General features: G+C 67.0%; 10 protein-coding genes, 1 tRNA gene and 1 pseudogene. 4 read left to right on the forward strand and 8 right to left on the reverse strand.

Annotation, left to right across the window (positions count from 1 at the left end; translation table 11 throughout):
• Positions 1 to 39: 39 nt before the first annotated feature.
• Positions 40 to 516: a hypothetical protein gene (locus tag J2852_RS31755; RefSeq protein ID WP_246500011.1), complete on the reverse strand. Its 477-nt coding sequence runs from the start codon at positions 514 to 516 to the stop codon at positions 40 to 42.
• Positions 517 to 737: 221 nt separating this feature from the next.
• Positions 738 to 812: transfer RNA gene (locus J2852_RS26850), tRNA-Gly, on the reverse strand.
• A 1,017-nt stretch (positions 813 to 1,829) separates the two neighbouring features.
• Between J2852_RS26850 and J2852_RS26855 the strand changes: the two genes are divergently transcribed.
• Genes J2852_RS26855 through J2852_RS26865 form a run of 3 tightly spaced genes read left to right on the forward strand, consistent with a single transcriptional unit; the run spans position 1,830 to position 4,544 of the window.
• Positions 1,830 to 2,342, forward strand: coding sequence for a tripartite tricarboxylate transporter TctB family protein (locus tag J2852_RS26855; protein ID WP_209881622.1), 513 nt, complete (start codon positions 1,830 to 1,832; stop codon positions 2,340 to 2,342).
• Positions 2,342 to 3,856 carry a tripartite tricarboxylate transporter permease gene (locus tag J2852_RS26860; protein ID WP_246500012.1) on the forward strand — a complete coding sequence of 505 codons (1,515 nt, stop codon included), beginning with the start codon at positions 2,342 to 2,344 and terminating at the stop codon, positions 3,854 to 3,856. The genes J2852_RS26855 and J2852_RS26860 overlap by 1 nt, the downstream gene beginning before the upstream one ends.
• Positions 3,857 to 3,875: 19 nt before the next feature.
• Complete coding sequence (locus J2852_RS26865; RefSeq protein ID WP_209881623.1) at positions 3,876 to 4,544, forward strand: 4-carboxy-4-hydroxy-2-oxoadipate aldolase/oxaloacetate decarboxylase; 669 nt, start codon at positions 3,876 to 3,878, stop codon at positions 4,542 to 4,544.
• A 150-nt stretch (positions 4,545 to 4,694) separates the two neighbouring features.
• Here the strand turns inward: J2852_RS26865 and J2852_RS26870 are convergent, their stop codons facing one another.
• The 5 genes from J2852_RS26870 to J2852_RS26890 form a co-directional block, all read right to left on the reverse strand.
• Positions 4,695 to 6,836, reverse strand: coding sequence for a DUF7657 domain-containing protein (locus J2852_RS26870; protein ID WP_209881625.1), 2,142 nt, complete (start codon positions 6,834 to 6,836; stop codon positions 4,695 to 4,697).
• A gap of 149 nt (positions 6,837 to 6,985) precedes the next feature.
• Complete coding sequence (locus tag J2852_RS26875; RefSeq protein WP_209881627.1) at positions 6,986 to 8,383, reverse strand: matrixin family metalloprotease; 1,398 nt, start codon at positions 8,381 to 8,383, stop codon at positions 6,986 to 6,988.
• A gap of 378 nt (positions 8,384 to 8,761) precedes the next feature.
• Positions 8,762 to 8,974 (reverse strand): hypothetical protein, encoded by a 213-nt coding sequence (locus J2852_RS26880; protein ID WP_209881629.1) that lies wholly within the window; start codon positions 8,972 to 8,974, stop codon positions 8,762 to 8,764.
• A gap of 159 nt (positions 8,975 to 9,133) precedes the next feature.
• Positions 9,134 to 10,024, reverse strand: a complete 891-nt coding sequence (locus J2852_RS26885; RefSeq protein WP_209881631.1) for an FkbM family methyltransferase — start codon at positions 10,022 to 10,024, stop codon at positions 9,134 to 9,136.
• Between the two features lie 736 nt (positions 10,025 to 10,760).
• Positions 10,761 to 11,408: a hypothetical protein gene (locus tag J2852_RS26890; protein ID WP_209881633.1), complete on the reverse strand. Its 648-nt coding sequence runs from the start codon at positions 11,406 to 11,408 to the stop codon at positions 10,761 to 10,763.
• A gap of 935 nt (positions 11,409 to 12,343) precedes the next feature.
• Between J2852_RS26890 and J2852_RS31760 the strand changes: the two are divergent.
• Positions 12,344 to 12,884, forward strand: a pseudogene (locus tag J2852_RS31760) (transposase); the annotation flags it as partial.
• Between the two features lie 227 nt (positions 12,885 to 13,111).
• Here J2852_RS31760 and J2852_RS26895 read toward each other — a convergent pair.
• Entirely contained in the window at positions 13,112 to 14,056 is a 945-nt protein-coding gene (locus J2852_RS26895; RefSeq protein WP_209881635.1) for a recombinase family protein, read from the reverse strand.
• Positions 14,057 to 14,123 lie beyond the last annotated feature (67 nt).

The following is a 14,123-nucleotide window of genomic DNA, read 5'->3' on the forward strand; positions in this document are numbered from 1 at the left end:
CAGTTGGTCACAGCTTTTCGGGAAGGCGGATTTTTCCGCTCAGAGCCAGCCGTAAGGGCCGTGGAAGAGGTCGCCCAGGGCGCGGCGCATCAGGATGGTGACGCGGAAGCGGCGGCGGTGCTCGGCCCGGTCGTGTTCCAGATGGCAGCGTTGGCACAGCGCCACCAGATTGGCCGGCCGGAGGTTGGCCGGGTCGTGGTCGCGATGGCAGGTGGCCAGGATCACCCGCGTGGTGCGGTGACGCGCGTAGTCCACCACGTCCGGCCAGGGCGCCGCCTTGCCCCGCGCGTCGCGCCATGTGTGCGCCTCCACGTCGAACCACCGCCCGTCGGGCAGGCAGCGGACCTCGTGCCCGTGCGGCCGTGCGCAGCACTCGCACCGGCCCTTAGCCCGCACGAAGCGGACCTCGTGGCTGATCCGCGCCCAATCGACGGGCCGGCGCCAGCGAAGCCGGGGCTGGAACTCGACCGGAAGGAGCGAACCGGATGCCGGATTGGACAGGGACGAGCTGGACAAGGAGGCGATCCCGTGTGCGGGAGGAAGGCGCACCGTCCGGAAGGGCTGGGGAAACCCTTGGGACCCGACGGTTCACGGGGAATCATCTCACAAGATGTAGATCCTGGGAATCCAGGATTTGCGGCCGAGAGGGTTAATCTTGGGGGAGTGCTTGGCGCGGGAGGGCTGATGAGCCGATCGGTCCCGGCGGGGCGGTGTCGATCCGCCATCCTTCGCAAGACTGGAGCGGGCGAAGGGATTCGAACCCTCGACCCCAACCTTGGCAAGGTTGTGCTCTACCCCTGAGCTACGCCCGCGCCGCTCCAACGAAGGAGGCAGGCTGATACCCCAACCGGCGGGGGGACGCAAGCCTTTCCATCATGGGATCGGTCGATTTCGTGGACGGGGTGCGCGATGGCACAGTGTCCCGGCTCCAGGCCGGCAGGCGATTCGCAAGACACCGCTAGGCTTAAAGTTATATCCCGCTAAACTTGATTGACACCCTGAGCCTCCCTATGGAATTTTCCTCCCAACAAAACAAAGGCCTTGAGGTCTAGGGAGGAAACCAAAAACATCATAATGCTCCAAGAGCATTTGGCTGCCGCGCCGGCTTATAGCCTGGACGCGGCATTTTTTTGTCCGCATGCGACTGGTATTACCAGAATGCGCCGCAGCATTGAGCAATCGGCAAAGAAAAAGGCCGCCGCCAGTGAGGCGCGGCCTTAAGTCTAGGGAGGAAACGCCCGAAAGGGCATCCGAGGGTGAATCTATGCTGCGTTGCAGCAGGGGGCAATCCTCCTTTCGTACGAGCCCGGAAGGGGCAGACCCCATAAATCCATTATCATGAATTCATGGTCTTAAATCATGAATTTCTGCCGGGCAGCGCTTTCGCGATTTCGTCCGGCCGATGGCCGCCGGGAAAGGCCAAGCTAACGCGCCGAGGGCCATGACGGTACTGGCGCTAGGTTCGACCTTGTCCCGCTGCCCTCAGGTTTTTGGCTCCCGTTTCGTTGCCGCCGGAGGTGGCGCGGCCGGCCAAGCCGGGCAACCGGAACGAGGGAGAATTTCTGGAAAACCGCTATATGCTTTTTGAAAGTTCAAGACGCTACAAAGCACGCTCGCGTTTTTTGGCGTCGACAAAATTCAACTGATCCATGTCAAGGCGCATTCTCACGTCGCCTTGCAGTTATGGAACAGGAAAGCGTGACAACCAAATCCGCCTTAACTTTAACCCCGTGTGTTGCTGACGCGCGCTGACTGCTCGCCCATGGGCATGAGGCGCGATCCGGGCTCCCTCCCTGGCCCCCCTGGAAAAACGCCCCTGGAAGACACCCATGCCGAGCGCGCACCTGTCCGACCAACCCCTCCGCGATGGCGCCGCGCGCCCAGGCACCGGCCCAGGCGCCGGTCGCATCCGGGCGCCGCAGGATCTGACGGCCGGCCTGCTGATGATGGGGATCGGCCTCGCCGCCCTGTGGATCGGACGTGACTGGAACACGGGCACGCTCGCCTATGTGCAGTCCGGCTTCTTCCCCCGGCTGATCAGCGGGCTGCTGGTCCTGTTCGGTCTGGTCACCGCCGGGCGCGGCCTGCTGCTCCACGGGGCTAGCCTGTCGAATTGGGCGTGGCGCCCGCTCGCCGGGGTGACGGTGGCGGTGCTGGCCTTCGCCGCGATGCTGGAAACGCTGGGCCTCGTGCCGGCGGTGCTGCTGTTGGTGGGGCTGGGCAATCTGGCCGGCCAGCCGCTCCGCGCCGGTCCGCTGGCGGTGCTGGGCGGTGCCCTGGCGCTCGGCAGCGTCGCGATCTTCGTCTGGGGCCTCGGTCTGCCCATGAAGGTGTGGCCGTGATGGACGTCTTCGGGATGGACCTGTTCGGAAACCTGATGCTCGGCCTCGGCGTGTCGCTGTCGCCGGGCAACCTGATGCTCTGCCTAGGGGGCGCGCTGATCGGCACGCTGATCGGCGTGCTGCCCGGCATCGGCCCGACCGCGACGGTCGCCATGCTGCTGCCGCTGACCTTCTATCTGCCGCCGGTCGGTGCGCTGATCATGCTGGCCGGCATCTTCTACGGCTCGCAGTACGGCGGCTCGGCAACGGCCATCCTGGTCAACCTGCCGGGCGAGTCCTCCTCGGTGGTCACCTGCCTGGACGGTTACCAAATGGCGCGGCAGGGCCGGGCCGGGGTGGCGCTCGCCACGGCGGCGCTCGCCTCGCTGTTCGCCGGCATCGTCACCACGCTGGTCATCGCGGTGGCCGGCCCGCCGCTGGCCGGCATCGCGCTCGCCTTCGGGCCGGCGGAGTATGTGGCGCTGATGCTGCTGGGCCTGATCGGCGCGGTCACCCTGGCGCACGGGTCGGTGGTCAAGGCCATCGCCATGATCCTGCTGGGCCTGCTGCTGAGCATGGCCGGCACCGACATCAACTCCGGCGACACGCGCTTCACCTTCGGGCTGCCGCAGCTTTACGACGGGATCGACTTCGTGCCGCTGGCCATGGGCCTGTTCGGCCTCGCCGAGATCATCCACAACCTGGAGCAGACCGGCGGCGAGGGGCGCAAGACCGCTCCCATCTCGCGCCTGTGGCCGAACCGGGAGGACTTCCGCCAGGGCTGGCCGGCGGCGGTGCGCGGCACCGTGCTGGGCACCGTGCTGGGCATCCTGCCCGGCGGCGGCGCGACGCTGAGTTCGTTCGCCGCCTACTCGCTGGAAAAGAAGATCTCCCGCACGCCGCAGCGCTTCGGCAAGGGTGCCATCGAGGGCGTGGCATCGCCGGAGGCCGCCAACAACGCCGCCGCGCAGGCCTGCTTCATCCCCATGCTGAGCCTCGGCATCCCACCCAACGCCATCATGGCGCTGATGATCGGCGCCATGACCATCCACGGCATCACGCCGGGGCCGCAGATCATGGTCAAGCAGCCCGAGCTGTTCTGGGGCATGATCGCCAGCATGCTGGTCGGCAACGTGATCCTGGTGATCCTGAACCTGCCGATGATCGGGCTGTGGGTGCGGCTGCTGAAGGTCCCCTATGGCTATCTGTTCCCGGCCATCCTGGTCTTCTGCTGCATCGGCACCTACAGCCTGAACAACAGCGCCTTCAACGTGCTGCTGATGGGGCTGTTCGGCATCCTCGGCTACGGCTTGCGCAAGCTGGAGTGCGAGGCGGCACCGCTGATGCTGGGCTTCGTGCTCGGCCCCATGCTGGAGGAGAATCTGGGCCGCGCCCTGCTCCTGTCCGGCGGCGACCCGTTCGTCTTCCTCACCCGCCCGATCAGCGGCAGCCTGCTGGCCGTCGCCGGGCTGCTTCTGGCGCTGATGGTGCTGCCCTCGATCCGCCGCCAGCGGGACGAGGCCTTCAAGGAATAAGGAAAGGGTCCGCGTTCAAATGACCGTCATCCATGACTTCGCCCGCCCGGCCCAGGACCTGATCGACGCCTTCCGGAGCCAGTCCCCCGCCACGCTGCACGAGGCGATGGGGAAAAAGGGCGCCCTGCCCTTCCCCATCAAGCCGCTCTATCCGGGAATGCGGGTGTGCGGCCCGGCGGTGACCGTGTCCTGCGGGCCGACCGACAACCTGATGATCCACGTCGCCATGACCCTGACCAAGCCGGGCGACGTGCTGGTCGTGGACTTCAAGGGCATGACCGAGGCCGGTCCCTGGGGCGACGTGCTGACCGCGTCGGCGCTGCAGCGCGGTCTCGCCGGGCTGGTGATCGACGGCTGCGTGCGCGACGCCGCGGCGATCCGCGAGATGGGCTTCCCGGTCTTCTGCCGGGGCACCAACATGAAGGGCACCACCAAGAGCCAGCCGGCCGGCGACGTGAACACGACCATCGTCTGCGCGGGTGTGATCGTGTCGCCGGGTGACATCGTGGTCGGCGACGACGACGGCGTGGTCGTGGTGCCCCAGGCCGAGGCCGCCGCCACGCTGGCCAAGGCCGACGAGCGCGAGCGGATCGAGGCGGCGTTTCGCGAGAAGCTGAACGCCGGCCAGACCACCGTCGATGTGCTGGATCTGAAGCCCTATCTGGCCAAGGCCGGCATCATGCTGTGAACGGGAAAAGGCGGGAGGGTTGGTCCTTCCGCCCTTCTTACCGTTTGGTCCAGGGGGGCCCATCCCGCAGGGAGCGGAAATTGCGGGCCATGCTCCGCAGTTCGGCCGCGAAGGCCTCGGGTTGCAGCGTCCGGTGTGTTCGGAAAGGCCTTACGAGCCCGGCACGGCCAGGATGGTGACACCGTCCACCGAGTCACGGGTGGCGATGCAGATGGTGCGCGGCGGATCGTTGGGGTCGGCCGGCCGCAGGTCCAGTGTGAAGCCGGCGAAGGCCAGGCGCGAATCCTTGAAGTAGGACGCCACATCCGGGCGCACGGCGTGGAAGGCCGTGGCCCCTGCCAGAGGCCGGTCGGCGGCAACGATGAAGGCCTGGTCCTGGAAGGGGCCGCGAAAGCGCGACCAGCCGGACAGGCGCACCCGCCCGTCGGCCTCGACGCTCCGGCGGTCGATGAAACCGCCGGCTTCGCCGGACGGGCAGTCGGCGGCGATGGTCACCGGGCGGGCGGGCAGGAACGCCTCCACCGGCACGCCGACGGCGTCGGCCGCATCGAGGTAGGGCTTCTCGATGCCAAAGCGCGGGCGCACGTGGGTGTAGCGGTTGAACAGCCAGTTCAGTTCCTCGTCCGGCAGGTCGGGAAAGCGCGGACGGAAGAGGTCGGGACGCGGGATGGTCAGCACGTGGTTGACCGCCTTGAAGCCCAGCCCGCCCGGCACCGCGCCGAGGCCGGCAATGCGATGCTCGACGAGCAGCCAGCCGTCGGGATGCTGGCGCGCCCGCTCGGCCCAGGCGGCCGTCTCCGGCGTTTGCGGCGGACGGAAGATGGCGTGCGCCGACATCACCGGGTTGTAGTCGCCGAAGGCCACGACGCTCACCAGCCCAACGGCCGCCAGCATGGCGCGGCGCAGCCGGGGGCCGCTCCAGCCGGCCAGCAGCGCGCCGCCCAGGCCCGCCACGGCCGCGACGATCAGCAGGTCCTTCCAGCCGGCCGCGAGCGCGCCGTGCGGCGCCTTGGAATAGATCCAGGCGGCGATACCCAGCCCACCCAGCAGCAGCAGACGCACAGGCGTGATCCGCAGCGGCCGGTCGCGCAGGACCACCAGGGCCATGGTCGTGATCAGCAGCCCGGCGCTGAAGAAGTGGCGCTGCGGCGAATAGGTGCTCCAATACAGCAGCCGCCCGGCCCAGGACGGCACCGGCAGCATCATCCACACGGCGGTCGGCACCAGCCCGGCCGCGAGCACCAGCAACGCGGTGCGCGTGCCGCGCGCCATGCCTCCCCGCCAGCCATGCAGCAGCAGAGCCACCAAGGGCAGATAGCTGCCGACCACGGTGATCTCGCAGCCGTTCGGCGCGCGCAGCTTCAGGCCATCGGCCAGGGGTTCATGCCGCAGGATGTTGATGTGCGGGAAGATCTGCTGAAGGAAGTGCCGCAGCGAGATGCGCCCGCCCGTCACCTCGCGTTGACCGGGGTAGACGGTGTTCGCCATGGCCGGGATGACGTCCATGAAGTAGATGCCGGCGGTCGCCGCCGCCGCGACCCCGGCGAGCGCGGCGACCACCACCCGGTTCAGCGTCACCGTGTCCGGCCGCAGCGCCAGCACCAGGAACACCCCGGCGTAGGCCAAGGGCACGATGATCGGCGGGTAGAGATGCCCCAGAAGCAGGGCACCGGTGATCCAGTACACCGTCACGAAACGCCGCCACGCCGGCCCCGACGAGAGCAGCGCCACCACCAGCCACGGGTAATAGGCGAGAATCGGTTGCCACGTCGTCCACCACGCCTGGGTGAAGGCCGAGAAATACAGCACCACGCTGCCGACCGTCGCCAGATCGCCGGGCATGCCCAACGCCCGGAACATCGCCCGGTATCCCAGCAGAAACAGCGCCGTGAAGAGATAATGGCTGAACGAGAAGGCGTGGGCCGGATCGGTCAGGAAATACAGCCAGTATTGCGGGCGGAAGGCCAGTGCCCAGTCGAGCAGGGGCAACGCGTTGAAATTCCGCAGATCCTCGCCGTAGATCGACTGGCCGTTCCAGCGCCCGAAGCCGTTCGCCACCGACATTTGGGTGAGCGGCGTCCACACCGACCATTCGTCGGAACGGATCGCGTGCGGCTCGAACAGCATCACGCCGTCGTTGGCGGCGCCGAGGTCACGCAGCACGACGCCGTAGGACGACGGCGACCACGCGTTCCCGACATAGACCAGCCCGACCAACAGCAGCACGAGCAGCAAGGGATCGCGCAGCAGCCGACCGGGAGACGGCAGGCGGGAGGCAAGGGCGTTCGTCATGACGGAATGGCACGGGACGTTGCGGCGAAGCCCGGCGAGGGCGGCGCATCTTAGTGCAAGGGCCGGCCCTGGCAAGGCGCGTAGCCCGCGGCATTTCGATCCGTGACCCTATCCGCGACCTTCGTGGCGCCGGTATCAAACCGTCTCGATCAAACCGTCAGGATCGCAAACCAGTCGGACTTCACCTGATCCGGCCGCAAGCCGGCCAAGGTGACGGTGTGGGTGTCGGAGAAGACGATGACGGCCTCGCCGGCCCCGTTGGCGGCGACGCTGTAGGCCTGGCCGGGGGTGAGGCCGATGCGGTCGCCGTCGCCACCGGTGAAGTCGGTGATGCGGTCGGCGCCGCCGCCGGTGGAGAAGACGAAGACGTCGGCCCCCGCTCCGCCGGTCAGCGTGTCGTTGCCCGCGTCGCCCGCCAGCCGGTCGTTGCCGAGGTTGCCGAACAGCGCGTCGTCGCCCGCCCCGCCGAACAGGGTGTCGTCACCACTGCCGCCGAACAGGGTGTCGGTGCCGGCGTTGCCGAACAGCAGGTCCTGGCCGGCGTTGCCGAACACCAGGTCGTTGCCCTCGCCGCCGGACAGGGCGTCGCTGTCGCCGCCACCGGCCACCGTGTCGTCGCCCGCGTCGCCCACGACCACGTCGGAGCCGTCGTCGCCGCTCAACAGGTCGTCGTCGCGGCCGCCGAACAGAACGTCGTCGCCGCGCCCGCCGTACAACTGGTCGGCTCCGGCGTTGCCGAACAGCGCATCGTTGCCCGCGTTGCCGTAAGCCAGATCGGCGCCGCCCGCGCCACAGAGGGTATCGGCTCCGTCGCCGCCCAGGATCGTGTCAGCGCCCCCCTTTCCCTGCACGGTATCGGCATCGTCCGTACCGATGACGCGCGTGGGCGCATCCGGTTCGGGCACGGGGGGGAGCGGCGAAGGCGGCAGAGGGAGTGGTGGCGGGGGGGATGGTGGTGGTGACGACGGAGGCGGCGAGCCGCCTCCATTGGAGACGGTGGTGACCGGAACGCTCGGCGCCGTACCCGGCATCGTGTCGGGGGCGCCATAGAGATAGACGCCGCCCGCAATGTCGTCGCTTTGCAGGTCGCTGAAAGATGAATTGTAGATCGGCGCCATCAGTGAGGAAGCCGAGCCGTTGTGACTCAGGCCGATGGCGTGGCCGATCTCATGCAGGGCGACCGTGTAGAAGGAATAGCGCCCGGACGCCTCCGTGCCGGGGATGGTGTAGTTCCAGGACTCGGCGGAATCGAACCGGATGAAGGCCCGCACGAAGTCGGTGCCGTTGTAGACGTAGCTGCATTGGGCGAGTGTCTTGTTCTGCCCGTCGAGGGCGTCGACGCCGAAGCGCAAATCCACGGAGGCGGAATCCTCGCTCGCCTCCACGAAGTCGATCCGGCACACCTCCTCCCAGCGGGCCAGGGCGGCTCTGGTCGCGGCCTTCTGGTCGGCGGTCAGCGTGGCGTCGTAGTCGCCGCCCGGCTGGTTGGAGTAGTTGCTGGTCGCGAAGCTCCAGGTGACCTGCGCGGTTTTCCCGACGTCGGACATGCCGCCCCAACGCCAGCCGTAAGCACTGTAGCTGGAACTGCCGGTGCTCAGATCGGCGGACGAGGTTCGATCGCTTGTTTCGGCATCGCTCTGGAACCGGCCGGAAGGTCCAGAGCAAAGCGCACAGAAACAGGGGGCGTACTGCATTCCGCAAAAGTCCGCTGTTGCCGCGCATTTGGCGCGTTTATGCGGAGCTTTTGGCAGGCTATCGCTTAATGGAGTGTCACCGGCCCAAGGTTGTCACAGGAAAGTCAAGGCAGGGGCAAGGTCGGTCCGGCGGGCTGGAGCCAAGATGGGCGAGACCGGCGTGAAGGGCCCACGGCCTCGCGAACCAGTCCATCTTGAACGGCATCCCTCGGCGGAAGAAGGGTGTCCCCTTCACGCGGCGACCGCGATGCCCGGCTCGGCGAAGGCGGCGTAGCTGTCGCGCTGCTCGGTCAGATTGGCGATCAGATCTTTCAGGCTGTCACGGGCGAAGGGGTTCACGGTCTCGTTCAGCTTCGCCTGCGCAATGGCGATGAATTCATCCAGGACGTTCAGGTGAAGCTGCGCCGCGACGAAGATGTCATAAGAAGAGGAGGAGGTGGTCATAATCAAAACTCCCGATTGGCTTGTTTTCCGTGAACCCATGAAGCCATTCCGCCAGTTAACGAGGTGTTAAGATCGCCTTTTGAGCGTATGTCTATAGGTGATTACCTCTTTTGTCTAAAAATTGCGCGATCGGATTTTGACTGGCCAAGCTCCGGACCACTAAGCGTACTCTTTTAGTGAAAGATAGAGGCGGGGCAGAGGCCGGTTCAGCGCTTGCTTGTAACGCACCGCCGTGTCGCTGCCGGTCCGCCGGTCATGCTCGGCGAGCAGCCGATGGACGAGATCGTAGGACTGATAAATGTCGTTCAGAACAAGCGCCCCCTTCAGAAGGGCTTCGTTGCCCCACATGTCCAGACGGGAGACATCCCGCACGAAAACCGCATCCGCCCACAAAATCTGGCTTGTCGCTTGGAACGGGTTTGCTGGCCGGATCGGCCGGTAGGATCGCCCGGCAATGTCGAGAAACTTGTGCAGGATGAAGCCGTGCTGGCGCAGAAAGACCTGGAGGTCGCCGAACAGGGGCTGCTGCTTGTAAAGCGCCACGAATTCGGCCTCGGTCTCAAGGACGAGCGCGCTGGAAAGAGCGCGCGTGCCGTTCTCAAGCACCATCAGCTCGGCGCCTTGGACATCGATCTTGATGTAATCGGGCGCACTGAGGTCGGGAACGTCGTCCAGGCGCACCGTCTGAACCGTCTCCCGGGCAATGACTTCAAAATTGCCCCCGGGATCGGCCCCGATCGACACGAACATGTCGATGACGGCCGGGTCGGGCTCAAGCAGCGATGAGCAACCCGGATAGCGGGCGATCTGAAAGCTGGCCGGCCCGCCCGGCCCGAGGAAGACAGGGTGGTAGCGGTAGGGCCCCTGGCGCTCTTGAAGCTTCTTGAACTGCTCGGGCGCGGGTTCGAACCCGGTGACGTGAGCCAGCCCCTGCGCGACCAGCGGCTGGTACCGGTCGTTCCCCTCCGGCATCGCGCCGATGTCAAGAACCTCGACCACGGGAAGTTCCTCACCGACAACGGGCTTCAAAAAGAACGTATTCATCGACATGGCACCATTCCTGTTCCGGCCGCCTTTGCATTGCCGCAGCCATCGCCGTTTTGGCTCCCTCGAAGCAGAGCGGCCCGATCATAGCCCTGAGTTCAACTGTGCCAAAAGCTTATCCGGGAGAGCCCGTCGCATGCGCCGTCATCGGCGCTACGTGGATCGGTCTCCATCAAAACCGCTTCAGAGCCATGGTTGCATGCCGAATCACAGCAGACCACCGCCTTGCTCAAGTCCGGCAGCCCGCCAGTCGGCGGTGCCGGTTCCCCTCCGGCATGCAGGATTCTGCACCGTGCAAAATTGCAAGGGCATCGACCGCACTCCCGCGTTTCGGGTGACATGGGCGGCGTGTCCGGCTCGGCCATGGCGGCGTTCACAAGCTCGTCCACGGCCGACGCCATCGCGAACACGCCAACGCGCACCAATGGGCTGGGAATGCCCGTCATCCCAAGACGTTCAACGTGGAGTATCCGGTTCCGCTCCTGTTTGCACCGTGCAAGCCCCCATCTCCCGGCCGCCCGGCGCCCGACCGGACGCTACGGTCGACGGTCATGGGCGCCACGATCTCACCGGCTTGAAACCCGCTCGCACCGTTTCAAACCGGCTCCCGCTCTTCGGGCCTGCGCTGGACCCGCGTTCCGCATCGCTCGCGTCGGACAACGGAGTCCGAGCACGACGGAAGCGGCCGGCTCCATGGATGCCCTCCATGGCCCCGCTCAGGCTTGCACGGTGCAAGACGCCGTCACCCGTTATCGTCGTATCGGATGGCCCGCCGCCGTGGCCGGTTTCTGCGCCGCGCTTCGGCCTCTCGGGCCTCCGCAGCGACGCGGTCGACCGCCCCCAGCGCGGCGGTCTGGCGCTCGGCATCCGGCAGGCCCCAATAGTCGAAGTTCCCCGTCATCACCGCGACGACGCGGCGCATCTCGATTCGGATCAGCTCCGCCGCCTCGCGGGCGGCGTCGCCCGGCCGCAGTGCCGGGTCGCCGACGCCGTCCAGCGAACGGGCGATCCGCTCGACGCCATGGCCAATGGCCCGCAGCTCCCGAAACACGTCGCGCAACGTCTCCACCTCGGCCGGCGTCCATTGCGGACGGCGGGCCAGGTGCACCAGCGCCAGCGAACGGAGCCAGTTGGCGGGACTGGTGCCGCGCGCCGTCGCGGCGTCGCTCAAAGCCGCCCGTTCCGGTCCTTTCAGCCGCACCCCGATCTGCTCACCGGTCCCGATGCCGCGTGGTGGCGCCGGAGGGCAGCCGCGGACCGCCTCGCACACCAGGCGACGAAGCGCGCCCGACGCGCCGCCCTCGGTCTTCCTGGCCTCGGCTTTGAAAGCGGCGGCCAGTTCGGCCGGCACCCAAGCCGAGAGCAGTTCCTGCCCGTTTCGTCCGGCCATCAGCCCTCCTGTATTACTCTGCTCCCACCAGACATATCCTGCCCCTCTCTTCCTTTGAGCGTTCCACGCTCTCGGTTTTCCTACGGCTCCGTTTCCCTTTGCACGGCGCAAAACCCGCCATGCGGTCGGGCTCCGGTGAACGGGACGGTCCCGTCCTTGGCGATCAACCGAAGCCGGCCGACACCGGCGGCGCTCGGCGACGCAGGGCAGGCAGCGGCTTCGCGGCGGCCTTTGGGTCCTGGCAGGCTCCGTCCGCCGCTCATTCAACGCGGACGATGCGTAGATCGGCGGCGGTCACCTCCGCAAGGCCGGTGGCGTAGACCACCAGCGCCATGCCAGGCCGCCCGGCTGGCCGGTCGACGACCAAGCGGCCCACCGCCCCGTCTCCCGCCGTGACGTGAAAGATGGGCGCCCGCACCGCGTCGGCCACCGCCGGAGCTTAGACCGCCGGCCCCGCCGGATCGGCCATGTGCCGGTGGTCCCCCTCCGGCGTGTCGGGTCTTGCACGGTGCAAGACATCGGCTGTCCCGCTTACCCTTGCACGGTGCAAGACCGTGGCCTCCACCAGGCTGGACGACGGCTTACCCAAAAGTGTCAATCGGCTTCGGGCTCAGACCCTGGATCGGCGTTCAACATTGGCTCTGACGCAGTTTTGGTGATGTTGCGTGTCGGCAAACGTTGGTTTCTCAAAAGGAATCAATGTCATGCCCCAACCTCTCCGACCAGCGGCCCTCGTGCCGCGTGGCTTCGTCGTAGATGGGACCGCCGATGACGGCGCCCGCACACGGATCACCGTACGACACGCAAGCCCGAGCAGCCCCCGTGACCGGGATGCGGGACTCCGTCGAGCCGGGTGCACAGTCGCTATCGCAGGCACCTTGCGGGTCCGCCGACATGGCAGTCTACGCTTCGTGCCACCGACGGTCGTCGGGGTCCTGGAGGTGCATCTGGCGTGGTTCGACGCGCAATGGGTGGCCGGCCAGCGGAATGGCGCCGCGCTGTGGCGCCAGCTCAAAAAACGGCTTCCGCGGCAGCCTTCGGGGCGGCGGCGAGTGGGCGACGCGACGTCGGCGGGCGGAGCCGGCGGATCGCCGAGCGTTGAGCCAAACCCCGTCGGCACGCACCATCGCGCGCTTGATGACCATTGACCGGGACGAGCTGAGCAAAGCCGAGACCGTCGTTGTTGCGGCAACCGAAGGTGGCGTGCCGCGGCTGGCCGAGGCTCGGGAGATCATTGCCGGCTTCCAGGCGATGATCCGCAAGAAGACGCTGGCCGATCTCGATCCGTGGTTGGTTCGCGCCCGCTCGAGCCTGGTTGCCTCCTTCGCCAACGGCGTTATGAAGGATCTGGCGGCGGTCACCGCCGCGATCACTTCGCCCTGGTCCAACGGCCAAACCGAGGGACAGATCACCAAGCTCAAACTCGTGAAACGCCAGATGTACGGCCGCGGAAAGCTCGATCTCCTTCAGGCGCGTCGTCGGCTTCACGTGACCGGCCACCAGCAAAACTGCGTCAGAGCCAAAATTACATCCCTAACAGAAAGAGATTTTCGCGCTACAGCATGTACACAAGGGCCTATCCTGCGTGGAATGGACGTTATGGAAACCGCCAGAGCAAAAGGGGATAAACAATCTCCGATGGTAAACGGCGCCTATGATCGGGATGTCGTGCCTGCTGGGAAGGCCCCCGGTTTCCTTTCGTTCTATGCCGTGGCTGGGCTGTCCTCCTGGTCGATCATCCCCTGCTCGCGAGCCCGGTCGAGCAGACCCTTGACGCTCGACGGCCCCCAGGTCTTCGCGCCGGTCGCCGTGCGGACCCCCTGACGTTCCAGTTGGCGGCCAATGCGGGCCAAGGTGGGCTTGTCGCCCTCGGCGGCGTTGTGGATGGTCGCCACCAGTTCCACCAGACGCGCGGTCTGCGCCACCGCCTTCTTGGAGCGGCGCGGGGCGGCCTTCAGCAAACCGGGATCGGCCAAGCCGTCGGCGACCAGACGCCGCACCGCGCGGATCAGCGCGTCGCGCGTCCACGGCGCCGGGTTGTCGCCCGGGCGCTTCTTCACTGCGGTGTTGAGGACGTCCACGACACGGTCCCAGGGGTGGTCCGGCCGCAGGCGCTGCACGATGGGCAGGAACGCGTCGGCGCCGGCGATGATCCGCTCGCTCAGGCGATCATCACGAGCCCGGGCGACGCGACGGCGGGCGAGCGGGTCTTTGGCGATCAGGCCGGGGTTGCCCGGCTTCTTGCCGATCGCCTTGGCGGCCCGCACCCCGGCCTTGGTGCGCTCGCGGATCAGGGAGCGTTCGAACTCCGCCACCGCGCCGAGGATCTGCAGGGTGAACTTGCCTTGCGGGCTGCCGGTGTCGATCGGATCGCCGAGTGATTTGAAGACGACGCCCTTGCGCTCCAGGGTGTCGATCACGTCGAGCAGATGCGCGAGCGAGCGGGCCAGACGGTCGATGCGCACGACAACCAGGGTGTCGCCCTTCCGGACCCGGTTCAGCACGGCCTTGAGCTGCGGGCGCTCGCGGTCGGCACCCGAGGCGTTCTCCCGGAAGATCTCGGTGCAGCCGAATTTCTTCAGGTCGAGGATCTGCACCTCGGTCGACTGATCCTCGGTGGACACGCGCGCGTACCCGACGATGGCCATGCCCCTGCCCTTCTTGTGCGGTCTCGCCCGGGGTTCGGCCGCAGCACGGCCCCACCGTGCGCAGTAT

Origin of the sequence: Azospirillum soli (assembly GCF_017876165.1) — a bacterium.
In the GTDB taxonomy this organism is placed as follows: Bacteria; Pseudomonadota; Alphaproteobacteria; order Azospirillales; family Azospirillaceae; genus Azospirillum; species Azospirillum soli.